This is a genomic window from Mycobacterium sp. M26 (genome assembly GCF_001494595.1).
GTDB lineage: Bacteria > Actinomycetota > Actinomycetes > Mycobacteriales > Mycobacteriaceae > Mycobacterium.
The window spans coordinates 854,599-880,234 of sequence record NZ_LN929908.1; the positions used below are offsets into that span (position 1 = coordinate 854,599).

Annotated in this window: 21 protein-coding genes and 2 pseudogenes; 15 read left to right on the forward strand and 8 right to left on the reverse strand. The window is 68.1% G+C overall.

What is annotated here, in order from left to right; translation table 11 throughout:
* Position 1: 1 nt before the first annotated feature.
* Positions 2 to 505: an Rv2253 family sensor-like surface protein gene (locus BN3385_RS28185; RefSeq protein ID WP_059017267.1), complete on the reverse strand. Its 504-nt coding sequence runs from the start codon at positions 503 to 505 to the stop codon at positions 2 to 4.
* Positions 506 to 615: 110 nt separating this feature from the next.
* The gene (locus BN3385_RS13635; RefSeq protein WP_059021922.1) at positions 616 to 1,104 is read right to left on the reverse strand and encodes an NUDIX domain-containing protein; all 489 of its coding nucleotides are present in this window, start codon (positions 1,102 to 1,104) and stop codon (positions 616 to 618) included.
* Between the two features lie 74 nt (positions 1,105 to 1,178).
* On the opposite strand from BN3385_RS13635, the pseudogene BN3385_RS13640 reads away from it, so the two are divergent.
* From BN3385_RS13640 to BN3385_RS13655, 4 genes and pseudogenes are all read left to right on the forward strand, one after another.
* Positions 1,179 to 2,590: pseudogene (locus BN3385_RS13640) on the forward strand (acyl-CoA synthetase).
* Positions 2,581 to 2,928, forward strand: a complete 348-nt coding sequence (locus BN3385_RS13645) for a VOC family protein (protein WP_059017268.1) — start codon at positions 2,581 to 2,583, stop codon at positions 2,926 to 2,928. Before BN3385_RS13640 ends, BN3385_RS13645 begins: the two are co-directional and overlap by 10 nt.
* A gap of 111 nt (positions 2,929 to 3,039) precedes the next feature.
* Positions 3,040 to 4,368 carry a cytochrome P450 gene (locus BN3385_RS13650; RefSeq protein ID WP_231748729.1) on the forward strand — a complete coding sequence of 443 codons (1,329 nt, stop codon included), beginning with the start codon at positions 3,040 to 3,042 and terminating at the stop codon, positions 4,366 to 4,368.
* Complete coding sequence (locus BN3385_RS13655) at positions 4,353 to 5,672, forward strand: acyltransferase (protein WP_059017269.1); 1,320 nt, start codon at positions 4,353 to 4,355, stop codon at positions 5,670 to 5,672. Before BN3385_RS13650 ends, BN3385_RS13655 begins: the two co-directional genes overlap by 16 nt.
* Here the strand turns inward: BN3385_RS13655 and BN3385_RS13660 are convergent.
* From BN3385_RS13660 to dapD, 4 genes are all read right to left on the reverse strand, one after another.
* Positions 5,669 to 8,230 (reverse strand): ABC transporter permease, encoded by a 2,562-nt coding sequence (locus BN3385_RS13660; protein WP_059017270.1) that lies wholly within the window; start codon positions 8,228 to 8,230, stop codon positions 5,669 to 5,671. The genes BN3385_RS13655 and BN3385_RS13660 overlap by 4 nt on opposite strands.
* On the reverse strand, positions 8,230 to 8,931 hold the full coding sequence (locus BN3385_RS13665) for an ABC transporter ATP-binding protein (RefSeq protein ID WP_059021925.1): 702 nt from the start codon (positions 8,929 to 8,931) through the stop codon (positions 8,230 to 8,232). The genes BN3385_RS13660 and BN3385_RS13665 overlap by 1 nt, the downstream gene beginning before the upstream one ends.
* Positions 8,932 to 8,999: 68 nt before the next feature.
* A complete protein-coding gene (locus BN3385_RS28190) occupies positions 9,000 to 11,651 on the reverse strand; it encodes an Ig-like domain-containing protein (protein WP_156432749.1) in 2,652 nt (883 codons plus the stop codon).
* A gap of 80 nt (positions 11,652 to 11,731) precedes the next feature.
* On the reverse strand, positions 11,732 to 12,703 hold the full coding sequence (dapD, locus tag BN3385_RS13675) for a 2,3,4,5-tetrahydropyridine-2,6-dicarboxylate N-succinyltransferase (RefSeq protein ID WP_231748851.1): 972 nt from the start codon (positions 12,701 to 12,703) through the stop codon (positions 11,732 to 11,734).
* A gap of 20 nt (positions 12,704 to 12,723) precedes the next feature.
* Here dapD and dapE point away from each other — a divergent pair, with 20 nt between their 5' ends.
* The gene (gene dapE, locus BN3385_RS13680) at positions 12,724 to 13,797 is read left to right on the forward strand and encodes a succinyl-diaminopimelate desuccinylase (protein WP_059017273.1); all 1,074 of its coding nucleotides are present in this window, start codon (positions 12,724 to 12,726) and stop codon (positions 13,795 to 13,797) included.
* Here the strand turns inward: dapE and BN3385_RS13685 are convergent.
* A pseudogene (locus BN3385_RS13685) lies at positions 13,794 to 14,939 on the reverse strand (AAA family ATPase); the annotation flags it as partial. The gene dapE and the pseudogene BN3385_RS13685 sit on opposite strands and share 4 nt — an antisense overlap.
* Positions 14,940 to 15,014: 75 nt before the next feature.
* Here BN3385_RS13685 and log point away from each other — a divergent pair.
* The 9 genes from log to BN3385_RS27655 all read left to right on the forward strand — a co-directional run bounded on the left by log (position 15,015) and on the right by BN3385_RS27655 (position 23,059).
* A complete protein-coding gene (gene log / locus BN3385_RS13690; RefSeq protein ID WP_059017275.1) occupies positions 15,015 to 15,584 on the forward strand; it encodes a cytokinin riboside 5'-monophosphate phosphoribohydrolase in 570 nt (189 codons plus the stop codon).
* Between the two features lie 38 nt (positions 15,585 to 15,622).
* Complete coding sequence (gene fadD6, locus BN3385_RS13695; RefSeq protein ID WP_059021927.1) at positions 15,623 to 17,407, forward strand: long-chain-acyl-CoA synthetase FadD6; 1,785 nt, start codon at positions 15,623 to 15,625, stop codon at positions 17,405 to 17,407.
* Positions 17,408 to 17,463: 56 nt separating this feature from the next.
* Positions 17,464 to 18,633, forward strand: a complete 1,170-nt coding sequence (locus BN3385_RS13700) for a sensor domain-containing diguanylate cyclase (RefSeq protein ID WP_082690463.1) — start codon at positions 17,464 to 17,466, stop codon at positions 18,631 to 18,633.
* A complete protein-coding gene (locus tag BN3385_RS13705; protein ID WP_059017277.1) occupies positions 18,633 to 19,826 on the forward strand; it encodes a GGDEF domain-containing protein in 1,194 nt (397 codons plus the stop codon). The genes BN3385_RS13700 and BN3385_RS13705 overlap by 1 nt, the downstream gene beginning before the upstream one ends.
* Positions 19,827 to 19,975: 149 nt before the next feature.
* Positions 19,976 to 20,800, forward strand: a complete 825-nt coding sequence (folP, locus tag BN3385_RS13710; RefSeq protein ID WP_231748852.1) for a dihydropteroate synthase — start codon at positions 19,976 to 19,978, stop codon at positions 20,798 to 20,800.
* The gene (locus tag BN3385_RS13715; RefSeq protein WP_059017279.1) at positions 20,797 to 21,732 is read left to right on the forward strand and encodes a glucosyl-3-phosphoglycerate synthase; all 936 of its coding nucleotides are present in this window, start codon (positions 20,797 to 20,799) and stop codon (positions 21,730 to 21,732) included. The genes folP and BN3385_RS13715 overlap by 4 nt, the downstream gene beginning before the upstream one ends.
* 74 nt (positions 21,733 to 21,806) lie before the next feature.
* A complete protein-coding gene (locus tag BN3385_RS13720; RefSeq protein ID WP_059017280.1) occupies positions 21,807 to 22,151 on the forward strand; it encodes a DivIVA domain-containing protein in 345 nt (114 codons plus the stop codon).
* Positions 22,148 to 22,732 carry a DNA-3-methyladenine glycosylase I gene (locus BN3385_RS13725; protein ID WP_059017281.1) on the forward strand — a complete coding sequence of 195 codons (585 nt, stop codon included), beginning with the start codon at positions 22,148 to 22,150 and terminating at the stop codon, positions 22,730 to 22,732. The genes BN3385_RS13720 and BN3385_RS13725 overlap by 4 nt, the downstream gene beginning before the upstream one ends.
* A gap of 159 nt (positions 22,733 to 22,891) precedes the next feature.
* Positions 22,892 to 23,059, forward strand: coding sequence for a DUF3117 domain-containing protein (locus tag BN3385_RS27655; protein ID WP_003931055.1), 168 nt, complete (start codon positions 22,892 to 22,894; stop codon positions 23,057 to 23,059).
* Positions 23,060 to 23,108: 49 nt separating this feature from the next.
* Here the strand turns inward: BN3385_RS27655 and glgA are convergent, their stop codons facing one another.
* Entirely contained in the window at positions 23,109 to 24,272 is a 1,164-nt protein-coding gene (gene glgA / locus BN3385_RS13730) for a glycogen synthase (RefSeq protein ID WP_156432750.1), read from the reverse strand.
* A 148-nt stretch (positions 24,273 to 24,420) separates the two neighbouring features.
* Here glgA and glgC point away from each other — a divergent pair, with 148 nt between their 5' ends.
* Positions 24,421 to 25,635 carry a glucose-1-phosphate adenylyltransferase gene (glgC, locus tag BN3385_RS13735; RefSeq protein ID WP_059017282.1) on the forward strand — a complete coding sequence of 405 codons (1,215 nt, stop codon included), beginning with the start codon at positions 24,421 to 24,423 and terminating at the stop codon, positions 25,633 to 25,635.
* The last annotated feature ends 1 nt before the right edge of the window (position 25,636 follow it).

The following is a 25,636-nucleotide window of genomic DNA, read 5'->3' on the forward strand; positions in this document are numbered from 1 at the left end:
GTTAGGCCGGTACCGCCACGACCGGCATCACGACACTGCCACGGCACGGGCCCGAGGCGATGTCGGTGTGCCAGGTGCCGCGCAGCGAGCCGTCGGGTTGGGGCGCGTAGAACGCCCACGACGTGGCCGGGCTCCACTGCTTCTGGTACCCGTCGCCCAGGAAGCAGTCCCAGGCCCAGTCATAGGTGGTGGTCCACTCCGAGCCGTTCCAGGTGTAGCGGGTCGGTTGCGGGATGGTCGGGTTGCCCGGTGCCGGGCCGTCGACGACGGTGGCCACGCAGGTGCCGCCCGAACAACTCGTCGACAGGGTGAACGTGGCGCCGAAGTCGTTCTCCTTCTGGCGTGTCGCCGGGCTGGTGCCGGCTTTCTGCGAGGCGTACGTGGTCATCTGGTAGCGCCCGTTCCACGCCAGCGGCTGGCCATGCGCCGACGCCGGGCTGACCAGGCCTGCCGTGCAGGCGGTCGCCACAGCGACGATCGTGACACCCAACCGGCCGGTCCCCATATCCCCTCTAACGTCGGCTTGTCAGGAACTAGCCTAGGCGTCAGTAATCACCGAACCGGCCCTGCGCCAAGGGCTGTCGGCGCGATCGTGATCCAACCCTGACCGGACCGTTACCGGCCCTCGGAGAGCAGCAGCAGGGCGTAGGCCGCGATGGACTGGGCGTCGGTGACCTCGCCGGAGCGGATCATCTCCTCGAACCGGGCCCGGGTGAACCACGCGAAGTGCATGTCCTGCTCCTCGTGTTCGCGGTCCGGGTCGCCCTCGGTGATCTCGGTGGCCAGGAACACCCAGCCGCGCTGACTGCTCATCCCCGCGGCGATGTCCAACCGGCCCAGCGGCCGCAGCGAACCCGCGCTCAGGCCGGTCTCCTCGCGCAGTTCGCGCTCCGCCAGTTCGGTGGGTTCCAACTCGGCACGGTCCGGCGCGGTGCCCTGCGGGAACTCCCAGCGCCGCTCGCCCAGCGGGTACCGGAACTGTTCCACCAGGGCCACCCGGTCGTCGTCGACGGCGATGATCAGCGCGTAGGTGGGTTTGTCGACGACACCGTAGATGCCGGTGGAGCCGTCCGGCCGTCGAACGACGTCCTCACGCACCGTCATCCAGGCGTTGCGGTAGACCTCGCGGGTGGAGATCGCGGTGATGGGCTGCACCGCGCAAGGGTAGCCTCGCTGTCGTGCTGCTGGCCTCGCTGAACCCGGCCGCCGTCGCTGCCGGAGCCGATCTCGGCGACGCGGTGCGCATCGACGGTATGACCCTGTCCCGCAGTGATCTGGTGGGGGCTGCCACCTCCGTCGCCGAACGGGTGGGTGGGGCCCAGCGGATCGCCATCCTGGCCACCCCGACCGCGCAGACCGTGCTGGCCATCACCGGTTGCCTGATCGCCGGGGTGCCGTTCGTCCCGGTGCCCGCCGACGTCGGCGTGGCCGAGCGCACCCACATGCTCACCGACTCCGGCGCCCAGGCCTGGCTGGGCGAGGCACCCGCCGACCCGGGTGGCCTGCCGCACGTGCCGGTGCGGTTGCACGCCCGGTCCTGGCATCGCTACGCCGAGCCGTCGCCGCAGAGCACGGCGATGATCATGTACACCTCGGGAACCACCGGCCTGCCCAAGGGTGTGCTGATCAGCCGCGCCGCGGTGGCCGCCGATATCGACGCGCTGGCCCAGGCCTGGCAGTGGAGCCCGGCGGACACGCTGGTCCACGGTCTTCCGCTGTTCCATGTGCACGGGCTGGTGCTCGGTCTGCTCGGATCGCTGCGGGTGGGAAATCGCTTCGTGCACACCGGGAAACCGACGCCGGAGAGCTATGCCGCCGCGGGCGGCACGCTGTACTTCGGGGTGCCGACGGTGTGGTCGCGGGTGGTGGCTGACCCGGCTGCGGCCGCCGCACTGTCCTCGGCACGGCTGCTGGTGTCGGGGTCGGCGGCGCTGCCCGTGCCGGTGTTCGACCGGCTGACCGAACTCACCGGGCATGCCCCCGTCGAACGTTACGGCTCCACCGAGTCGCTGATCACCATCTCCACCCGGGCCGACGGGGAGCGCCGGCCGGGGTGGAGATGGTGATCAGCGACTCGGCCGGCGTGCAGACCCGGTTGCGCGGTGAGGACGGCTCGCCGGTGCCGCACGACGGGGAAACCATTGGCAGCCTTCAGGTTCGGACGCCCACGCTGTTCGACGGCTACCTGAACCGACCGGATGCCACCGCGGAGGCGTTCGAGGCCGACGGCTGGTACCGCACCGGGGATGCCGCCGTCATCGACGACGGCGGGATGCACCGGATCGTCGGGCGCGAGTCGGTGGACCTGATCAAGTCCGGCGGCTACCGCATCGGCGCGGGGGAGATCGAGACCGTTTTGCTCGGCCATCCGGGGGTATCCGAGGTGGCGGTCGTCGGCCTGCCCGACGACGACCTGGGTCAGCGGATCGTGGCCTTCGTGGTCGGTGACGCTGCACCTGATCGGCTGATTGCGTATGTGGCCGAACAGCTTTCGGCGCACAAGCGGCCGCGCGAGGTGCGGCTGGTCGAGGCGTTGCCGCGCAACGCCATGGGCAAGGTGGTCAAGAAGGAGCTGATGACATGGGGCTGAGGTTCACCGAGATCTGCATCGACGCCCACGATATCGATGCGTTGGCGGCGTGGTGGTCGAGTGTGCTGGGCTGGCCGGCCGAGCCGACCGATGACGGTGATGTGGCGTTGCGGGCCCCGGCCGGCGCAGGCCCGGACTGGCTGTTCATTCCCGTCCCCGATGACAAGGTGGTCAAGAACCGTCTGCACTTCGACTTCACCCCTACCGATCAGCAGGCTGAAGTCGACCGAGTGGTTGCGCTCGGGGCGCGCCGGATCGACATCGGCCAGGGCGAGCAGAGCTGGGTGGTGCTCGCCGACCCGGAGGGCAACGAATTCTGCATCCTGGCAGCCGAATAGTCGCGGACCCGCCGCTCGAGAGTGCAGTAGTGGACTACCGATAGCGCCACGGCCCTGCCGGCTGACGATTCCGTTGTGGGAGAGTGCGGAATACGCGAAGAGCACGGCACTGTGGGTGAACCTACGTCGGCGCCGCCGCGGGTGCGCCTGCCGAAGCTGGTCCAGGGCGTCGAATTCGCGGTGTTTCGGCGCAGGGCGATGCGCCGCTGGATCAAGCGGCACGGGCGCATCTTCGAAATGAACATCCCGTTCTTCGGCCGCTCGGTGGTCGTCTCCGATCCCGCCCTGATCCGCGCGGTGTGTAGCTCGAGTCCCGAGCAGCTGGCAAATGTGCAGCCCAACGTCGGCAACTGGTTCGGTCCCGGGTCGCTGTTCGCCCTCGACGGATCCCGTCATCGTGCTCGGCGTCGGCTGCTGGCTCCGGCATTTCACGGCCGAGCTCTGACCCGCCACACCGCCATGATCGAGGACGAGACCCTGCGGGAGGTTGCGAACTGGCCGCAGAACGTGGAGTTTCGGACACTGGAACCGATGAGCAGGATCACGCTGAACGTAATTCTGCGTAGCCTCTTCGGCTCTGATGGCCTGTCGGGCGCCGAGCTGGAAATGTTGCGCGCGACGATTCCGCCGTACGTGCGACTCGGACAGCTTCTGGCGTTCGTTCCCGGGCCGCCTGCCGTTGTCAGGCGGCACAGTCCCTGGCGCCGGATGGACGCATTTCGTGCGGCGTTCGACCGCGTTGTGTTCGCGCACATCGCGGCAGCCGAAGCCGATCCGGCTCTGGACGTGCGGACCGACATCCTGGCGCTGTTGGTGCGCGCCCGGCGCGAGGACGAGGCCGGGGTCTCGTGCGTCGATATCTCCGATGAGCTGTTGACGCTGATCTGTGCCGGCCACGAAACCACGGCGGCGGCACTGAGCTGGTTGTTCGAACGGCTGCGGCGCCATCCACAGGTACTGGCGGAACTGGTCGACGAGGTCGACGCCGGCGGACACCAGCTACGCCGGGCCGCCATCGCCGAGGTGCTGCGATCCCGCACGGTCATCGACGTGGCGGGCCGCCGCGTGATAACTCCGGACGTCCAACTCGGTGGGTGGCGCGTTGCGCAGGGCGCGACGGTGCTCGTGCGCATCGCCGATCTCCACGACAACGAGGAGGTGTTCGCCCACCCCGAACGGTATGAGCCGCAGCGGTTCTGCGGCGAACGAGGGTCTGCGGCCGGATTGGCCTTCGGCGGTGGTACGCGGCGCTGTCTCGGGGCCGACTTCGCGACGACCGAGATGGATGTCGTGCTGCGCATCGTGCTGCAGAACTTCCGGATCCACACCGACGCGGCTGCTGACGAGAAGTCGTCCTTCCACGGGATCGCCCATGTCCCCAAGCGCGGTGGGCGCATCACGGTGAGTCGCAGGGGGGAGCTACTGTGCCGACCCAGCTGATCAGACCATCGCAGGCGCGCAAGCTCGACATCCGCTGCGATGTCGGTGACGCGATCGTGGCGAATCTGGCGACACACATGGTCTTCTTCTTCCGGTGCCACCTCGACGCGACCGCACTGTCCCAGGCACTGTCCGACGCGCTGACGGCGCTGCCGATCTTCGCGGGCCGGATGACACTGTTCGGTGGGCGAATGGGAATCCGGTGCGCGGGGCAGGGTGTGCCGTTCAGCTCGGTAGCCTCCGATCGCACGCTCAGCGACGCCCTGGCATCGACCACCAATGACACCGGACTGTGGCTCGTCGACCCGGTGAACGGTCCGCTGGCTCGGTGGGGATTGGGTGCGGTGTGTAGGGTCCGGGTCACCCACCTCGCGGACGACGCCACCGCGATCGGCTTCTCATGGCACCACGCCGTCGGCGATCTGCAGACGGTGATGCACTTGATGAACGCGTGGTCTGCTGCGGCGGCCGGTAGATCACCGGCCGAGCCGTTGATCGTGGAAAACCGCGCTGCATATCTGCGCGCTTGCCTTCCGGCCGGCGGCGCACCAGAGCCGGGCGTTCGTTGCCTCGGGGTTGGTGAGACCGTCCGCAGCCTTCGATATCTGACCATGCAGTCGCGCAAGCAGCGCACGTTGAGCCTCTACTTCGGCGAATCCGAGATCGCCCGCATGCGTGCTGCCCTCTCGGGCCGGATGTGGCTGTCGGCCAACGACGTTGTGTGCGCAGTTGTCGCCGAGGCGTTGCTGAAGGCGGACCCGGCAGCAGGTCGCCGCACCCTCGCCATCGTCGTGAATGTGCGCAACCGACTCGGTCTGGATTCGATGCTGGCCGGAAACCTCATCACGACGCTGAATCGCGAAGTATCACCGGACGACTCGGCATGCTCGATCGCCGAGCGAATTCGCCACGGCGTGAACAACTTTGTCGACCACCACTGCGATATCCGGGTCAACCAGGAGTTTCTGGACGCCACCAACGCGTGGCGCGCGGCTCGCTGCGTCTCGACCGCATTCGATCCGGCCTGCTGGAATCCGCTTGTCACCAATCTCAGTGGATTCGGCCTGTACCGCATCAGGTTCGGCCAGAGCGTCCCGGCGTATTGCACGATGGTGATGACCTTGCCCGTCGCAGGCGGCGGTGCGCTGATCGAAGGGGCTGACGGGCACGGCTTGGTCTTCCAGATGTCGCTGCCGCCCAAAGAGTTCGCCGTGGTAGCCAGCCACGCGATGCGCGAGCACATCCACCGGTTCCGGTGTGCGGACGACGACGTTCCCGACCTGCATCGCGTACTTCACGGCTAACTGCTCCGCAGCACCTCCACCGTCTCCAGTCGGCGCGCGTGGATCACCGGGTAGACGGCCGCGATCGCGATCAGGACCAGCACCGCGGTTACCGCGGACCGAAGTGCCCGCGGTTCCACACCCCATTCGATCGCGATGCCGTAGAACACCGGCGATCCCATCGCCCACAGAAATGTCAGACCAAGGCCCCCGAGCACCGCGATGCCGCCGACCAGGACGCCCAGGACAGCGGCGTTGGCCACGATGACGGCCTGCTCCTGCTCGCACGTCACCCCGATCGCCCGCAATGCGGCGCGTTCGCGCTGGCGTTGCACGAGTCCGAGCACGAACACATTGAGCAGGCTCAGGCCGGCGGCGACCATCACCACGTACCCGGCGAGGGTGAACGGATGGAGAAAGCGGCTGATCCCGGTCGTGGCGACCGTGCGCCACTCGTCATCGTCATAGACGAACAATCCGGCGTCGAGACCGCGAAAATCGTCCCGGTGGGCACTGGCGTCGGTCGAGGAAGGGTAGGCCACCGCGATCTGATCTCGTACCGCCGCCCAGTCGGAGCGGGCCGAGGCATCCGAGGTCAGGACGATATCGCCGACCGCGGCATCGTTGACCATCGTCGGGGTCACGATTCCCGCCACGTGAAAACGCCTCGGACCGTGGACTGTCGGTAGTTCGACGGTGTCGCCGGGTGCGGCGCCGAGTCGGCTGGCGGCGATCTCGCTCAGACCGATCTGGCCGTCGTGCAAGCCATGCCAGAAGGAGTCTGCGGCGCCGGCCGGTACGAATAGTGCTGTGCTGTACCAGTCACCAGGGGTGACACCGATGACCAGTCGCGACGAACTGCCGGAGGAAATCGTTGACCGCCAGCGGGACGAGACGCTGCGCCCGTCGGCGGTCGCGGACACCATCTGGAACGTGGGGTCCGAGATCTGTCCGTCGCGTTGATCGAGGACGGACTGGGCGGTGATCAGCAGGGCGGTGGGCAGCTGGCGGGCCTTTTGCTCGCCAATCTGGGCGCTGCCGAGCAGTTGCATACTGTAGGCCCCGATGGCGAAACTCGTGCTCTCCGCGAGCAGCGCAGCGGAAAACGCGAAAAGTAGCGCATAGCGGCGGAAGTCGGCGCTGAGCAGGCGCCCGACGGCCGGAAATGCGGTTGTCAGAACCCTGATCAGGAGCGCGGCGCCCAGCGGTGCCAGCCAGACCGTCACCAGTACCAACCCGAACAGTCCTACCGTCAGGCCGTTCATGCCCATGCTGATCGGTAGTGATCCGTGGCGAAAGATCTCGAGCACCGCAACGGAAGCCGCCAGCAAGCCCGACCCGATGAACAGCGGCCAGACGGGAATCCTCCTGGCGCGCTCAACTCCGCCGGCGCTGGCCATGGACGCCAATGGTCCGTCGCGCATCAGCCTGACTGCGGGCCCGGTCATGGCGATGAGTCCGCACAGGATTCCCGCGGTGGCTCCCATTGCTAGCAGGCTAGGGCTGAAGTGCGCCGCGATGGTGCCGCCGGAACCGGCCAGCATGGAGCGCCCGAAGGTGGCCACGAGATAGCTGCCGAGAACGAAGCCGCCCGGTACGCCTACCAGCCCGCCGATCGCGCCCACCAGTGCGGCTTCGGCAAGCATCCCGCCGAGTAGTCCGGTCGGCCTCGCGCCGATGGCGCCGATGGTCCCCAGCACTGCTCGCCGGTCCTCTACCGCCAGCAGAATCGTATTGACCGCGATGAGGATTCCGACGATCATACCGGCGATCGCCACCAGATTGAGGCTCTGTGCACCACTCTCGAACACCGCAGGCAGGTGTGGCTGCGGTGGCCCGGTCGTGGCGACACCCGCGACGACCTGATCGACTTCGGTTGTCAGGCTGGTAATTTCGCCGCCGGGGTCCGGTACGACGAACGCAGACGTCACATACCCGGGTGAGCCGAGCAGTCCGGCTGCGATCTCGGCGGACGGCGCCAGCAGCACATAGCCGTCATTGATGCCTGCGACACGGTCGAACTCGGCGAATGTCCACCCCAGGTGGGCGGACCCGGGCGGTAATCCGGGGATGCGCACCTCATCACCGAGGTGCAGACCATGCCGGTCGGCGATTGCCGCCGGAATCTGAAGCGGGATACCCGGGCCGGCGGCGGGAGTGAGGTCCCGGGCGCGGCGCTCACAATCGAACGGGCCCACCAACCGCTCGATCTGACATGAGCCGCCGAGCAGGAAGAAGCCATGACTGCCCCGTGGCATGTCCACCGGGGTCAGCCCGGCCACGACGGGGATGACAGTTCCGGCCACCTCGCTGTGCAACCGGTCGACGGTCTGGACGGGCAAGCGACCGCTGACATTCGGTGTCACCTCTAGGACCCCCGCGTCGGCGGCGTGGGTGAGTGCGGGGCCGAAAGCGTCGAACGGGCGGACCAGCTCCGATTTCAGTATCAGCACGGCAAGGACCACCGTCACGCCGAGGGCTACGCCGATCACACTGAGCAGCGTGCGGTGCCAGTCGGCGATCAGTGCTGCGATGTGGATGCGGCGAAACGAAGTCCAGCCGGCGCGCAGCGTGTCCATCAGTGTTCCGACTGCCGTGCGCCGTCCGGTGCGGATGCCCGCCCGTCGACCAGGTGTAGCTCGCGCGATCCGTAACGAGTGGCGGCCGGGTCATGGGTCACCATCACAACTGCGGTGCCGTCCTCGTCTGACAATGTCTTCAGTAGGTCCAAAACCTCAGTGGAGGAATGACTGTCGAGGTTCCCGGTGGGCTCGTCGGCGAGCAGGATGGAAGGCCGGGCCACCAGCGCGCGGGCCACCGCGACGCGCTGCATCTGGCCGCCTGACATTTCGGCGGGCCGGTGTCGCGCCCGGTCGCCGAGCCCGATCCGATCCAACAGTTCGACGGCCCGTGCATCGGCGAGTCGCGCTGACACACCGTCGAGGACCAGCGGCAGTGAGACGTTCTCGACCGCGGTCAACATCGGCACCAGGTTGAAGAACTGGAACACGAAACCGAGGTTGCGCCGCCGGAATGCGGCGCGCGCGCCGGGTCTCATCGACCACAGGTCGGTGCCGGCCACGGCGACCGTGCCGTTGTCAGGTGATTCCAGTCCGCCGGCTATGTGCAAAAGCGTCGACTTTCCCGCACCCGATGGTCCGGTCACCACCACGAATTCGCCCGCGCCCAAGGTGAGGTTGAAGTCGGCGAGCACCTGCACCCGCTCGTCGCCACGTCGGTAGGTCTTGTGCACGCAACTGAGCTCCAGAACCGCAGCCATCGACACATCGTCAGACACCCGTGTCGCGGCGGGCGCAGTAGCCCGCTACTGAAAATCGGGGCAGGACCTCAGACCAGACGGCTGGCCTTTGTCTCGTAGACCGCACCGATGACGTCGCGGGCGTAGGACGAGTCGGCGGGCCACAGGTCGTGATGCCAGTCGGTGGTCACCAGGTTCACGTTGCTCTTGAACTCGCCGCGAATCCACTGCTGCAGAGCGGGATGGACATCGAACAGCAGCTCCCGGTTCGACGTCGGCCCCAGCGTCAGGATGCCGGCCACGATCGTGCTGGTATCCGGCGTGGTCTGGCCCGACAGACCCCAGATCAGCCAGGGGAAGCGGTTGTTCAGCGAATCGCGATTGGCCTCCAGCAGCGGGGGAACCGACTGGACGTTGGGCCAGGGCTGATAGATCGAGCCGCGGTACCACAGGTCAGGATCCGCGGTCACGATGCTGCTGTTGCCGTAGAGCAGGATCACGTTCTTGTCGATCGCCCACAGGTCACCCAGCGAGGCCGCCGTGCCCAGGCTTCGCGGTGCCAGCCGGTCACCCAGGGTGGCGTAGATCTTGTCCAGCAGGATGTCGTGGCTGGCGGCGTCGAAGTTGGTGAAGCGGGCCATGTCGACGAGCAGCACCTCCCGGGGGTGCTCGTGGGCGAACCGCGAAATATCGTCCAGGACTTCGTCAATCGTGGACCCGCGCAGCCCGTGCTCGATGTAGATCTGCCCGTCGGGCTCGTTGGTCAGCCGCAGGTCGACATACCGAATGCCGTCGGAGAACTGGCCGTAGAGGTCCTTGCCCGCGGTACGGGCCCAGGCCGCGGCGATCGGCTTGACGATGAAATCGGGCAGCTGGGTGAGGATGCCGAAGTCGGCGACGCCGGTCAGCGCCCACGGCGAGGCCGCGGTGATGCCGTAGCTGCCCGAATCGTGGGTGCCCGGAATCGGCAGCTGGGTCAGCGGCAGATCGGACAACTCGGGCAGGTCGCCCATCCAGTTGGCCAGGTCGACGTTCTGCGGCCCGACCGCGGCCACCGTGTAGCTGAACGTCACCGATTGCGGCCGGTGATTCGACAGGTCCTGGCCGCTGCCGTTGAGGAAGTTCAGGCCCTCGTTGGTGTAGCCCACCGCGGTCAGGCGCACCGGGCTGCTGGCCGGATCACCCGGGTCCAGCGCGGTGGCGCTGCGGTAGAAGATCTTGTCGGGCTGTTCGCAGTTGTCGGCGTAGGCACAACCGGGTGCATCGGTGGGGGTGATGCCGTTGTACTCCACCTGTACCCACGCGTCGGTCAGGCCGTTGGCGGTGGCGAACTCGGTCAGGGATTGCCCAGTGCCGGAATACAACTGGCTGAAGTCACCGGCCACGATCACCGCGCGCCCGACCGAGGTCGCGGCGATGAACGTCGACAGCTGGGCCAGGTCGGTGTCGGTGAACTCATCGCCGTCGTTCACGTGCACGTTGTAGAGATCGATCGACGAGCCACCGGGAATGTGGATACGGGAGTAGGTGAATCCCTTCGGGGCGATGCACACCAGCTCGCAGCCCGACCAGCCCTGCCGGGTCAGGCTCTCGATGTCGTAGGCCGAGAACGTGTTCAGCCCGTCGGAGAACGGCAGGCCGGCCGGCCACAGCCAGGTCGGCACCGACGGCGCGGTCTGGTCGGGGAAGGCGGTGTTGGCGATGAGGAACGGGTGGAAGGACACGTCGGCCTGGACGTTGACGATGTCGAAACCGTTGAGCAGCGAACCGATCTGGAGGTTGCTGGTGATCCGCGGGAAGGTGGCGTCGGTGAGCCCGATGGGCAGCCCCGCCACGTTGTAGGTGAGCATGCTGAACTGGCCGGTGATCGGCGCGACGGGCACGCCGTTGAAGATCGTCACGGTCGCGGTGTCGGTGTGCCCGCCGGCCAGGCTGGTGCCGAAGATGCCGAACGCGGCGTTGAGCAGGTTGTCCCAGGCGTGCACGTGGATGGTGGTCTCATCATCGGCGACGAACGCGAAAGTGTCTGTGCCGGTGTAGTTCTCGTCCGGTGTGTAGGTGAACGTGCCGGCAGTGTTGTCCACCGTGACGATGCCGTGCTCCGGGCCTCCCGGCATGCCCTTGACGGGCACCGAGTACCGGATCGGATCGCCGTCGGGGTCGTAGGCGGTGAACGGGATCGCGGCGCTGGTGACCCCGCCGGCCAGGTTCACCTGGACCTGCATCGGGCTGGCGACGGGTGTGTGGTTGAAGAGCACCGGCTTGAGCGGGGCGGGCAGCCACGCGGTGCCGTCGACCCAGGGCTGGAAGTTGACGTAGGTGCGCAACCACCGGTCGACGTCGGCGACCACATTTTCGACCGCCTCGACGGGGGTCACCTGCTGGGCGGCGACCTGCCGGGCTGTGGTGGCGGTGGCCTGCTCGCGCCGGGTCCACGCCAGCAGTGCCGAGGTCACCGGTGTGGCAGGGTCGCCGGCCGGGAGGGTGCGTGGCCGCAGGGTGGCCGCGGCGGGCCGCTTGGCGGCGGTGACGGTGGCTCTGGCACTGGCGGTGGTGCTGGCCTTGACCCGCTTGGCCGCGCCGCCGGTGCGGGCCGACTTACCTGACGAACTCGACGCCGACGAACTCGACGAGGATCCCGAGTCGGCCCAGGCGGCCGGTGCGTTGCTGGCGATCGCCGCTCCGACACCCAGGGCCACCGCCGCGGCGCAGACTCGACCGACACCGCCAGCAGCACCCACCATTGACGCCTTTCGCCAGGCCCCCCAACCTCGTGCCGAACTTTGCCGACGATGCTAAGGCAAGGGTGGGCCCGCCGGGGTCAGTTGGCGTGCAAAGCCTCGTTCAGCGCGATGCCCTGGCCGTCGCGGGCCACCACCTCCACCGCGCCGGTCACCGAATTGCGGCGGAACAGCAGGTTGTTCGCACCGGACAGTTCGCGCGCCTTGACGGTCGTGCCATCCGGTGTGGTGACCTTGGTGCCGGCGGTGACATACAGCCCGGCCTCGATGATGCAGTCATCGCCCAGTGAGATGCCCAGGCCGGCGTTCGCGCCGAGCAGGCAGCGCTTGCCCACCGAGATCACTTCGGTGCCACCGCCGGACAGGGTGCCCATGATCGAGGCGCCGCCGCCGATGTCGGAGCCGTCGTCGACCACCACACCCGCCGAGATCCGGCCCTCCACCATCGAGGCGCCCAGCGTGCCGGCGTTGAAGTTGACGAAACCCTCGTGCATCACGGTCGTCCCGGGTGCCAGGTGTGCGCCCAGGCGCACCCGGTCGGCATCGGCGATCCGCACCCCGGTGGGCACCACATAGTCGACCAGGCGGGGGAACTTGTCGATGCCGTACACCGTCACCGGGCCGCGGGCGCGCAACCGCAGCCGGGTTTGCTCGAAGCCCTCGATCGCGCACGGTCCGTAGTTGGTCCACACCACGTTGGTGAGCGTGCCGAAGATGCCGTCGAGATTGCAGCCGTGCGGCTCGACCAGCCGGTGCGAGATCAGATGCAGCCGAAGGTAGGCGTCGTAGGTGTCGGCGGGTTTGTCGTTCAGGTCGGCGATCACCGTGCGCACCGCGATCACCTCGACACCGCGGTCAGCGTCGGGTCCGGTCAGCGCGGCGAACTCGTCGGGGGCGTCGGCCTCCGACAGCCGGGTGGTGCCCGCCGGGCTGTAGGCGCCCAATTCGGGATCCGGGAACCAGGTGTCCAGGACGGTGCCGTCCTCGGTAACAGTGGCCAGTCCGATACCTGCAGCAGAAGTCACGGTGCTAGAGGGTAGTCCATCGCGCAGGCCCGCTAGCCTGGGAAGTTGTGGCCGCCTCCTTAGACCTGCGCGCGGATCCGATCGCGCTGACCGCTGCCCTCGTCGACATCCCCAGCGAGTCGCGCGACGAGGCCCGCATCGCCGACGAGGTCGAGGCCGCCCTGCGCGCCCAGGCTCCCGGTTTCGAGATCATCCGCAACGGTGACGCGGTGCTGGCCCGCACGAACCTCGGCCGGCCATCCCGGGTGCTGCTGGCCGGCCACCTCGACACCGTGCCGATCGCCGACAACGTGCCGTCCCGGTTCGAGGGCGATCACCTGTTCGGCTGCGGCACCTCCGACATGAAGTCCGGTGACGCCGTCTTCCTGCACCTGGCCGCCACCGTCGCCGACCCGGTGCATGACATCACGCTGGTGATGTACGACTGCGAGGAGATCGAGGCCGCCGCCAACGGCCTGGGCCGCATCGAGCGGGAGCTGCCGGACTGGCTGGCCGCCGATGTTGCGATCCTCGGTGAGCCGTCCGGCGGCTACATCGAGGCCGGCTGTCAGGGCACCCTGCGGGTGCTGATCTCGGCGACCGGAACCCGCGCGCACTCGGCCCGATCGTGGTTGGGCGACAACGCTATTCACAAGCTCGGCGCGGTACTGGACCGGCTGTCGAACTACGACGCGCGCATCGTGGACATCGACGGCTGCACCTACCGCGAGGGGCTGTCGGCCGTCCGGATCGACGGGGGAGTGGCCGGCAACGTCATCCCCGACGCGGCCAGCGTGACAGTGAATTTCCGGTTCGCCCCGGACCGCTCACCGCAGGCCGCACTGGAGCACGTCCGCGAGGTGTTCGACGGTCTGGACGTCACCCTGGAGCAGACCGACGCGGCGGCCGGCGCGCTGCCCGGGCTGCATCACCCCGCCGCCGCGGCACTGGTCGAGGCGGCCGACGGGCTGGTCCGCGCCAAGTACGGCTGGACTGATGTGGCCCGGTTCGCCGCGCTGGGCATCCCGGCGGTGAATTACGGTCCTGGTGACCCGAATCTGGCGCACCGCCGCGACGAACGCGTCGCCGTCGCGCAGATCACCGCGGTCACCCAGACCCTGCGGCGCTACCTGGCGGGTTAACCGCCGATCTCGTCGGCCTGCCGGGCGGCGTCTGCCGCCACCCCCGCCATGCCGATGGCGGCGAATTCCGCCGCCGCGCCGCGTAGTCCGGCGGCGTCACGGGCCCGCAGCGCCCTGGCGTAGTCGACGGCCAGACGCCCGACCCCCGAGTCGAGGTTCAGCCGCTCCAGCCCGTCGGCGGCCCGGGCGTCACCCAGGCGCACCGCGTCGAGCAGTGCCCGCAGTGCGACGCCCGACTGTCCGCCGCGCTCAGCGGTCTTGGCGGCGTCGCGTGCCGCGGCGATGGCTTCGGGAACGTCCCGGCGGGCGGCGGCTGTCCACGCCTTCGCCAGTCCGAGCTCCGGGGCGAACAGCATCGACTTCAGACCGTGCTTGGATTCCGCGCGCGCCAGCACCCGGCCGGCGTCGGCGAGCCGGCCGGCCTGGGCGTGGGCCCGGGCCAGCAGCATCCACGCCAGCGGTCCCCACGAGTAGCCGGTCGGGGCCAACGCGGCGGCCGACTCCTCGAGCAGCTCGGCGGCCGCGGCCAGATCGCCGCGCGCGATCAGCACATCGGCCACCAGCAGCGTGCCGATCGCGTGGGCGGGCTGCCCGCCCTCGGCGTCGTCGACCAGCTGCTGGGCCAGTGCCTGTGCCCGGTCCAGTTCGCCGGAGAGCACCAGCGCCGTGGTCTGGCCGAAGGCGGAGGTGAAGCGCAGCAGCCCTGGATGCCCGGCGGCGATGGCCCGTTCGGCGAGGTCGTCGACGTCGGCGAAGACTCCCATCCGGGCCCGGCACAGGGCGGCCGCCGCGGCCGCCCACCCGATGGCCTGATCGTCGGCCTCGGCTGAGGCCAGCACCTCACCGGCCAGCTCCATCGCCCTTTGAGGGCTGCCCGCGTTCATCGCGAAGGTGCCCAACAGCGCGTCGACCGTCGCGACCGACGGTCCCGAGGACACCCGGTTGCGCAGGGTGCGCAGGAATGCGGTCGCCCGCTCGGGTTCGTCGAGCATCCAGAACTGGTTGGCCGCCCGGGGCAGCGCCCAGGCCATCAGCTCGGACTCGGTCAGGGTGGCGGGGTCGACGCCGGCGAGCACGTCGGCCGCCTCGCGGCCGAGGCCCTGCCACGCCAGCTCCTGCGCTTTGGCGAGCGTGGCTTCCAGCGACAGTGACACCGCCGCAGTGTATGGCTCCGCCGTGGCTGGGCACGGCGAAATGCTGCGCGCTAGGTTTCTCGGGTGCAGCCCCAGCCGGATACCCGTACCGAGTGGGCGGTGTGCGTGTACTGCGCCTCCGGCCCACGCCATCCCGACCTGCTCGACCTGGCCCGCCGGGTGGGTGAGGGGATCGCCGACCGGGGCTGGACCCTGGTCTCCGGCGGCGGCAACGTCTCGGCGATGGGCGCGGTGGCCGACGGTGCCCGGGCACACGGCGGACGGACCGTCGGCGTCATCCCCAAAGCCCTGGTACACCGCGAACTGGCCGATGTCGACGCCGACGAATTGATCGTCACCGACACCATGCGGCAGCGCAAACAGGTGATGGAGGACCGCAGCGACGCGTTCATCACGCTGCCCGGCGGAATCGGCACGCTGGAGGAACTTTTCGAAACGTGGACGGCTGGGTACCTGGGGATGCATGACAAGCCGGTGGTGCTCCTCGATCCCGCCGGCCACTATGACGGCCTGCGGACCTGGCTGGCTTCCCTGGTCGACACGGGCTTCGTCGCCTCCGCCGCCCTCGACCGGCTCCTGGTGGCCGACGACGTCGACACCGCACTGGAGTTCTGCTCGACCGGCCGCCGTTAGGCTGGCCACCACACCCCACACCATGAGAGGTGGCACACGTGCCCGTTGACGACTCTGGCTCGCACAAGCATTCGGTCGGATTGCTCGACCTGGCGACCCGGTTGCCGGCGGTGGTGATGGACGCCCCCGTGATCGTGCGCGGTGCGCTGACCGGGCTGCTGGCCCTGCCCACCTCGAAGGCGTCCATCGGCAAGGTGTTCCAGGATCGCGCCGCCCGCTATGGCGACCGGGTGTTCATCCGGTTCGGTGCCGAGAAGGTCACCTACCGGCAGGCCAACGAGACCGCCAACCGCTACGCAGCGGTGTTGGCGGACAAGGGCGTTCGCCGCGGCGACGTCGTCGGCATCATGTTGCGCAACTCGCCGGACGCGGTGCTGATGATGCTGGCCGCCGTCAAGTGCGGGGCGGTCGCCGGGATGCTGAACTATCACCAGCGCGGAGATGTGTTGTCGCACAGCATCGGTCTGCTCGATGCCACTGTGGTGGTCGCGGAGTCCGATCTGATCGAGCACATCACCGACAGCGGCGCGCAGGTGTCCCAGCTGATGACCATCGAGGAGATGGTGGAGCAGGCCGAGGGTAAGCCGACCGGCAATCCGGCCTCGGCCGCCGAGGTGCAGGCTCGCGACACCGCGTTCTACATCTTCACCTCGGGCACCACCGGGCATCCCAAGGCCAGTGTGATGACCCACCACCGCTGGCTGCGGGCGCTGGCTGCATTCGGCGGTCTGGGGCTGCGGCTCAAGGGCGATGACACGCTGTACTGCCCGCTGCCGCTGTACCACAACAACGCGCTGACGGTCGCGGTGTCGTCGGTAATCAACGCCGGCGGCACTCTGGCGCTGGGCAAGTCGTTCTCGGCGTCACGGTTCTGGGACGAGGTCATCGAGATGGAGGCCACCGCCTTCATCTACATCGGCGAGGTCTGCCGGTACCTGCTCAACCAGCCGCCCAAGGACACCGACCGCGCCCACAAGGTCCGCGTGGTGGCCGGCAACGGGTTGCGCCCGGAGATCTGGGAGGAGTTCACCCGCCGGTTCGGCATCGGCCGGGTGGCCGAGTTCTACGCCGCCAGCGAGGGCAACGCCGCCTTCATCAACATCTTCAACATCCCCAAGACCACCGGCATCAGCCCGCTGCCGCTGGCCTACGTCGAGTACGACCCGGAGACCGGCGAGCCGGTGCGCGACGAGAACGGCCGGGTGCGCAAGGTGCCGGCCGGCAAACCCGGTCTGCTGCTCAGCCCGGTGACCAAGCTGGCGCCGTTCGACGGCTACACCGACAAGGCCGCCAGCGAGAAGAAATTGGTGCGCAACGCCTTCAAGGAGGGCGACGTCTGGTTCAACACCGGTGACGTGATGAACCCGCAGGGCATGGGCCACGCCGCGTTCTCCGACCGGCTCGGTGACACCTTCCGGTGGAAGGGCGAGAACGTCGCCACCACCCAGGTCGAGGGTGCGCTGGGCCAGGACACGAACATCGAGGAGTCCACGGTGTTCGGCGTCGAGGTGCCCGACACCGGCGGGCGGGCCGGGATGGCGGCGGTGAAGCTGCGCGATGGCGCGCAGTTCGACGGCAAGGCGCTGGCCCAGACCCTCTACGGCAACCTGCCCAGCTACGCGGTGCCGCTGTTCGTCCGGGTGGTGGAGTCCCTGGAGACCACCTCGACGTTCAAGAGCCGCAAGGTCGACCTGCGCAAGCAGGGCTACGGCAGCGAGGTGGAGGACCCGCTGTACGTACTCAACGGTCGCGAGGAGGGTTACGTGCCGTTCTACGACTCCTACCCGGGCGAGGTCGCGGCGGGAAACCGACCAAAGGGCTGATTCTCTCGATGATCAGCAGGTAGCACGCCGGTTCGGCGGCTACAGTCGGGGCCGACATGAGTGCACGGCGCCCGATGTTCGACGCTCTCGCGCTGGCGGGGGCGTCGGCATTCGTGTGCAGCCGAGACAGCGCGGGACTGCACATCATCGATCGCACTGCGGAGTTCACCGCGTTGATCAACGGCCTCGCCGGACAACTCGACGAGCCTCAGCTGCTGTCTGATCTGGAGGCCGGGTGGCCGGTCAGCGCCGAATCACCGTTCGTGGTGTCCGCGAAGTCGCCGCCGATCTGGCAGTGCGTACTCCGCGATGTCGGGGACGGCACCTACCTGGCCATATTCCGCGTCGTCGACGAGGGTCAGGAACACAACATGACCTTCTTCAACGTGCTCCAGACGCTCTCGACCGCCGTGCTGCGAGCCGACCGCAATCTGCGCACCCTGTACACCAATCCCAGCGTCGACCAGATCTTCGGACCCCGCGCAGCGCAGAACCTGATCGGTCGGGACCACACCGAGCTGGGCCTGCCCGACGAGCTCGTCGAGGCCTGGTCCGGAGCCCATCGGCAGGTGTTCGACACCGGAACCCTCGTTGCGCTGGAGTTCACGTTCCCCGCCGCCGACGGCCCGCGTCAGTATCTCTGCCGGTTCGTGCCCGAGTTCGGTGCCGACGGGCGGGTCGACACCGTGCTCGCCGTGGCCCGTGAGGTCAGCGAGATCAAGAAACTGCAGCGTCAGCTCGAGCTGCTGGCGCAGACCGACCCGCTGACCGGTCTGCTCAACCGGCGCTCCTTCGTCGAACGCCTCGACGCCGAGCTCACCCGGACGGACCTGGAGCGAACACCGCTGAGCGTGTTGGTTCTGGACCTCGATGATTTCAAGGCCGTCAACGACACCTACGGCCATGTTGTCGGCGACGTCGTCCTGGAGGCGGTCGGCAGGATTCTGACGGAGTCGATCAGCGAATCCGACCTGGCAGCCCGCCTCGGTGGCGATGAGTTCTGCGTTGCGCTGCTCGACGCTGGGCCCGTGGACGCCCCGAAGGTCGCCGAGCGAATAAGGCGGCGCATCGTTGCGATCGATCATCCGAAGGTCAGCGCCAGTATCGGCGTGGCATGGGCTACCGCGGCCGACCGAAGTGCGAAAGATCTGATCACGCGCGTTGATGGGCGGATGTACCGGGCAAAGCTGACCGGCAAGAACCACGTCGACGCCGGGGACCGATGATGAACGACGCGACGTCGTGGATCGACACCCTGCAACGGGCCAGGTTGGCGGCGTTCGTCTGCCGTGACGCCGAGGGCGCGCCTACGATCACCGAGCGCACCGCGGAATTCATCAGCCAGATGAATACGCTCACCACTGAGCTCGACGAACAGGCCCTGCTGGAGCAGCTGGCCGCGGTCTGGCCCCCCGCCCTCCACGAGGCCCCGGTGGTCGTGTCGTCGCGCCGAGCACCCCACTGGCGCTGCGTGATCGATGCCGCCGACGATGGCGCCTACCTGGCGCTTTTCGTGCTGGAGCCGAGCGCAGCGGTGGCCACCGACGGCCCGTTCTACACGATGGTGGAGAACTTTCCAGACATCGTGTCGCGCCACGATCGCCAGCTTCGCCACGTCTATGTCAACCACGCGGTGGACCGGGTGATCACTCCGCTGACCCGTGACGACTACATCGGCAAGACGCACTACGAAGTCGGCGAGACGCAAGAGTTCATCGACTTCTTCCAGGGCCTGCATAAGCAGGTGTTCGTCACCGAGGAGCCGGTCGAGCGTGAGTTCGACTATCCAATCCCCGGCGGGGGGGGCGTGGTCAACTACCTTGTCCGCATCGTCCCGGAGGTCGATGTCGACGGTGAGGTGCGCACCGTGCTGAGCACCAACGTCGACATCTCCGAAGTCAAACGCCTCCAGCACCAACTGGAGATGCTGTCGACGACCGACCCGCTGACCGAGTTGCTCAACCGACGTAGCTTCTGCGGCCGGCTTGACCCCGAATTACAGCGAATCGCTTGCAGTGCAGGCGTATTGAGCATGATGTTGATCGACGTAGACAATTTGAAGGCCATCAACGACGGTTATGGACACGCGGTGGGAGATTCGGTGCTGGCCGCGGTCGGCCGCATCCTGGCCGACGTGACCCGCCCGTCCGACCTGGCCGCACGGTTGGGCGGCGACGAGTTCTGTGTGGCGATGCCCGATACCTCGTTGCAGGATGCCCAGCCGATCGCCGAGCTGATCCGGAGCCGGATCGCCGAACTGGGGCGCACCGGTGGCTCTCCCGTGGAGGTCAGCGTGAGCATCGGTGTGGGGGCGGCGAGTGCGACCGATCAGTGCACCGCCGATGTGATTGCCCGCGTCGATCGGTTGATGTACCAGGCCAAGCTGGCCGGCAAGAACCACGTCGTCGGTCTGGCCTGAGGTCACCTGCGCTTTCGCCCAGATGTCGGGTTCGGCGACAAACTGCGACTAGATCACACCATTTCGTCGATCTCGCCGTGACCAGGCACCATGGTGGAGTGAAGTCGACGTTCTGCGGACGGCCGGTGGCCGGTGATCGCGCCTTGATCATGGCGATCGTCAACCGCACCCCGGACTCGTTCTACGACCGGGGCGCGACGTTCACCGACGAGGCCGCCAAGGCGGCCGCCTACCGGGTGATCTCCGAAGGTGCCGACGTGGTCGACGTCGGTGGGGTCAAGGCAGGTCCGGGCACCGTGGTCGACGCCGACGAAGAGATCGCCCGCGTGGTGCCGTTCATCGGGTGGCTGCGCGCCGAGTTCCCCGACCAGCTGATCAGCGTGGACACCTGGCGGGCCTCGGTGGCCAAGCAGGCCTGCGCGGCCGGGGCCGACCTGATCAACGACACCTGGGCCGGTGCCGACCCGACGCTGCCCGAGGTGGCCGCCGAGTTCGGGGCCGGGCTGGTGTGCTCGCACACCGGCGGCGCGATCCCCCGGACCCGGCCGTTCCGGGTTAACTACGGCACCACCGTGACCGGTGTCGTCGACGACGTCATCGCCGAGGTGACGGCCGCCGCCGAGCGGGCCGCAGCTATCGGGGTGGCCCGGGATGCGATCCTGATCGACCCGACCCACGATTTCGGCAAAAACACTTATCACGGCCTTACTTTGTTGCGTCATGTAAACGATCTCGTTAAGACCGGATGGCCCGTCCTGATGGCTCTGAGCAACAAAGATTTTGTCGGGGAGACTTTGGGTGTGGAGCTCACCGAACGGCTGGAGGGGACGCTGGCGGCAACGGCGTTGGCCGCCGCCGACGGTGCCCGGATGTTCCGGGTGCACGAGGTGGGACCCACCCGGCGCGTCTTGGAAATGGTCGCGTCGATCCGGGGGGATCGCCCGCCGACGCGCACGGTAAGGGGACTGGCATGACCGATCTCGCGGCCAACGACACCCTGCCCGGTGACACCTGGCTCTCCGACCACAGCTGGTCGCACCCGACCTGGACGGTTGAGGACCTGGTGGCCGCTAAACGCGGCCGCACCATCTCGGTGGTGCTGCCGGCCCTGAACGAGGAAGAGACCGTCGGCTCGGTCATCGACACCATCAGCCCGATGCTGGGCAGCCTGGTCGACGAGCTCATCGTGCTGGACTCCGGATCCACCGACGACACCGAGATCGTCGCCGTCGCCGCCGGTGCCCGGGTGGTCAGCCGCGAGCAGGCCCTGCCGGAGATCGAACCGCAACCCGGTAAGGGTGAGGTGCTGTGGCGGTCGCTGGCCGCCACCACCGGCGACATCATCGTGTTCGTCGACTCCGACCTGATCGATCCCGACCCGATGTTCGTGCCGCGCCTGGTCGGCCCCATCCTCACCGGGCAGGGTATCCACCTGGTCAAGGGCTTCTACCGGCGGCCGCTGACCGTCGGCAAGGGCGAGGACCCCAATGGCGGCGGCCGGGTCACCGAGCTGGTCGCGCGCCCGCTGCTGGCGGCGCTGCGCCCGGAACTGGGCTGCGTGCTGCAGCCGCTCGGCGGTGAGTACGCCGGGACCCGGGAATTGCTGACGTCGGTGCCGTTCGCCCCGGGCTACGGCGTGGAGATCGGCATCCTGATCGACACCTACGACCGGCTGGGGCTGGACGCCATCGCGCAGGTCAACCTGGGTGTGCGGGCGCACCGCAACCGGCCGCTGACCGACCTGGGGGCGATGAGCCGCCAGGTGATCGCCACGCTGCTGTCCCGCTGCGGGATCGCCGACTCCGGGGTGGGGCTCACCCAGTTCCTGCCCGACGGCGACGAGTATCTGCCGCGCACCACGCAGGTGTCGCTGGCCGATCGGCCGCCGATGAACACCCTGCGCTGAGATTGAACCTACGCAGCAGAACATCGGGTAAACAGCTGCGAGAGTTCAATCTCGGCGCGAAGTAATCTCGTCTGGTGACCTTGATCCTGCTGTACCTGGTGGTGCTGATCCTCATCGGCATCGTCCTGTTCGGGGTGGCCAGCCTGGTCTTCGGGCGCGGTGAGGAACTGCCCCCGCTGCCGCGGGCCACCACGGCCACCGTGCTGCCGGCCTCCGGGGTCACCGCCGCTGATGTCGACGCCGTCAAGTTCACCCAGGTGCTGCGCGGCTACAAGACCAGTGAGGTGGACTGGGTGCTGGACCGGCTGGGCGCCGAACTCGACCAGCTGCGCGCCGAACTGGCCACCGTGCGCGCGGTCGCCGGCCTGGACGAACCCGAGGTGACCCATCACGCCGCCGCCGACGAGGACGCCGGGTGAGCGAACCCGACGACGACGGCCGGATCCGCTGCGGCTGGGTGGGCGGGCAAACTCAGCTCTACCGCGACTACCACGATCAGGAGTGGGGCCGGGAGCTGCGCGGCACCGTCGCGCTGTTCGAGCGGATGAGCCTGGAGGCGTTCCAGAGCGGCCTGTCCTGGCTGATCATCCTGCGCAAACGGGACAACTTCCGGGCCGCCTTCGACGGTTTCGACATCGAGACTGTGGCCCGCTACACCGACCGCGACATCAGCCGCCTGATGGCTGACGCCGGAATCGTGCGCAATCGGGCCAAGATCGAGGCCACGATCTCCAACGCCCGGGCGGCCGCCGACCTCGACGTCGACCTCTCCGACCTGCTGTGGTCCTACGCCCCGCCGCCGCGTCCCCGGCCCGCCACACTGGCCGATGTGCCCTCGCTGAGCCCCGAGTCGCAGGCGATGGCCAAGGACCTCAAGAAGCGCGGTTTCCGGTTCGTCGGACCCACTACCGCGTATGCGTTGATGCAGGCCACAGGCATGGTCGACGACCATGTCGCGTCCTGCTGGGTGCCCCCGGCGAAGGCCCGGAAGCGGCGCTGATCACACCCGCTGGCCCGGGTCTGGCACACGCACCCGCTCGGATAAGGAACAATGGATGTGAAAACAGGCAGTTCAGTGCCAGGACGCAGCAAGCCCGGTGGTCTGGCACCGATCCGGGTCCGTGTTCACGGGCCGGCTCGACTCTGGAGGGAGTACTCGATGGCGGCGATGAAGCCCCGGACTGGCGACGGTCCGCTGGAAGCAACCAAGGAGGGGCGCGGCATCGTGATGCGGGTACCACTGGAGGGCGGTGGCCGACTCGTCGTCGAGCTCACCCCCGAGGAGGCCGCGGCCCTCGGTGACGAACTCAAAGGCGTCACCAGCTAACTGATCAGCCCCATGAAACCCCGCGTGCGCTCGCGGGGTTTCGTGCTGCCTACGTCGAGACTTTGCGGTAGATCTCCAGCGTCTGCTCGGCGATGTGGGCCCACGAGAACTCGTCGATACAGCGCTGCCGCCCCGCCTGCCCATAGCGCGCGGCCCGCTCCGGATCGGCCACCAGGGCGTTGACCGCCTCGGCGATCCGCACCTCGAAACCGGCCGCGTCGTCGGCCGCGTAGTGCACCAGCGTGCCGGTCACCCCGTCGTCGACCACCTCCGGGATACCGCCCACATCGGAGGCCACCACCGCGGTTCCGCAGGCCATCGCCTCGAGATTCACGATCCCCAGCGGCTCATACACTGATGGGCAGACGAAAGCTGTTGCTGCCGAAAGGATTTCGCGGATCTTGCCGATCGGCAGGAACTCCTGAACCCAGAACACGCCGCTGCGCGCGGCCGCCAGCTCCTGCACCGCACCGCTGACCTCAGCGGCGATCTCCGGGGTATCCGGCGCACCCGCGCACAGCACCAGCTGCACCTCGGGGTCGAAGCGGTGCGCCGCGGCGATCAGGTGCGGCACCCCCTTCTGCCGGGTGATCCGGCCGACGAACGCCACCATCGGCCGCGACGGGTCCACACCGAGTTCGGCCAGCACGGACTCACCGCGCTCAGGCGGGGCCGGGTACCACACGTCGGTGTCGATGCCGTTCTTGACGACGTGCACGCGGTTGGGATCCAGGCCGGGGTAGACCGACAGGACGTCCTCGCGCATACCCGAACTCACCGCGATCACCGCATCGGCTGCCTCGACGGCGGTTCGCTCCACCCAGAGTGAAACCCGGTAGCCGCCGCCGAGCTGCTCGGCCTTCCACGGCCGCAGCGGTTCCAGCGAGTGTGCGGTCAACACATGCGGGATGCCGTGCAGCAGCGCGGCGATATGCCCGGCCATCCCCGTGTACCAGGTGTGCGAATGGGCCACCGTGGCCCCGGCGGCGGCGTTGGCCATCACCAGATCCGCCGACAGCGTCGACAGTGCGGGGTTGGCGCCCTTGAGCGCCGGGTCGGGCTGATGCACGAACGCCCCTGACCGGGGCGCCCCCATGCAGTGCACGTCGACTTCGCAGAGCCGGCGCAGCTGTGCGACGAGCTCCGTCACGTGCACACCGGCGCCACCGTAAACCTCGGGTGGGTACTCCCGAGTCATCATCGCCACCCGCATGGCACCGACCGTAGTAGGCCCGGCGCGTGAATGCAGCTTTGTCGTCAACGTGGTTGAGCGCGACCAGAAATCTGTTCCCGGCGCGACACCAGCGCGCAATAGTGCCAATGGCCTAGCCGACATCGGCAGCTGCCATTAGGTTTGCACCATGAGGGAATTGCCACACGTGCTGGGCATCGTCCTGGCCGGCGGGGAGGGCAAGCGTCTGTACCCGCTGACCGCTGACCGAGCCAAGCCCGCGGTTCCCTTCGGCGGGGCCTACCGCCTCATCGACTTCGTGCTCTCGAATCTGGTCAATGCGCGGTACCTGCGTATCTGCGTGCTGACCCAGTACAAGTCGCACTCACTGGACCGGCACATCTCGCAGAACTGGCGGCTGTCCGGTCTGGCCGGGGAGTACATCACCCCGGTGCCCGCCCAGCAGCGGCTCGGCCCGCGCTGGTACACCGGCTCGGCCGACGCGATCTACCAGTCGATGAACCTCATCTACGACGAGGACCCCGACTACATCGTGGTTTTCGGTGCCGACCACGTGTACCGGATGGACCCCGAGCAGATGCTCAAGTTCCACATCGAGAGCGGCGCGGGCGCCACCGTCGCCGGCATCCGGGTGCCGCGCGCCGAGGCGCACGCGTTCGGCTGCATCGACGCCGACGAGTCCGGCCGCATCAAGGAGTTCGTCGAAAAGCCCGCCGACCCGCCCGGCACGCCCGACGACCCGGACCAGACGTTCGTCTCGATGGGCAACTACATCTTCACCACCAAGGTGCTCATCGACGCCATCCGCGCCGACGCCGACGACGACCACTCCGATCACGACATGGGCGGCGACATCATCCCGCGGCTGGTGTCCGACGGTATGGCCGCGGTCTACGACTTCAACAACAACGAGGTGCCCGGCGCCACCGAGCGCGACCACGGCTACTGGCGCGACGTCGGGACGCTGGACGCGTTCTACGACGCCCACATGGATCTGGTGTCGGTGCACCCGGTGTTCAACCTGTACAACAAGCGCTGGCCGATCCGCGGCGAGTCGGAGAACCTGGCGCCGGCCAAGTTCGTCAACGGCGGCTCGGCGCAGGAGTCCGTCGTCGGCGCCGGCAGCATCATTTCGGCGGCCTCGGTACGCAACTCGGTGCTGTCGAGCAACGTCGTGATCGACGACGGCGCCATCGTCGAGGGCTCGGTGCTGATGCCGGGTGTGCGGGTGGGCCGCGGCGCGGTGGTGCGCAAGGCCATCCTGGACAAGAACGTGGTCGTCGGCCCCGGCGAGATGGTGGGCGTCGATCTGGAGAAGGACCGGGAACGCTTCGCCGTCAGCTCCGGCGGCGTGGTCGCCGTCGGTAAGGGCGTCTGGATCTAGC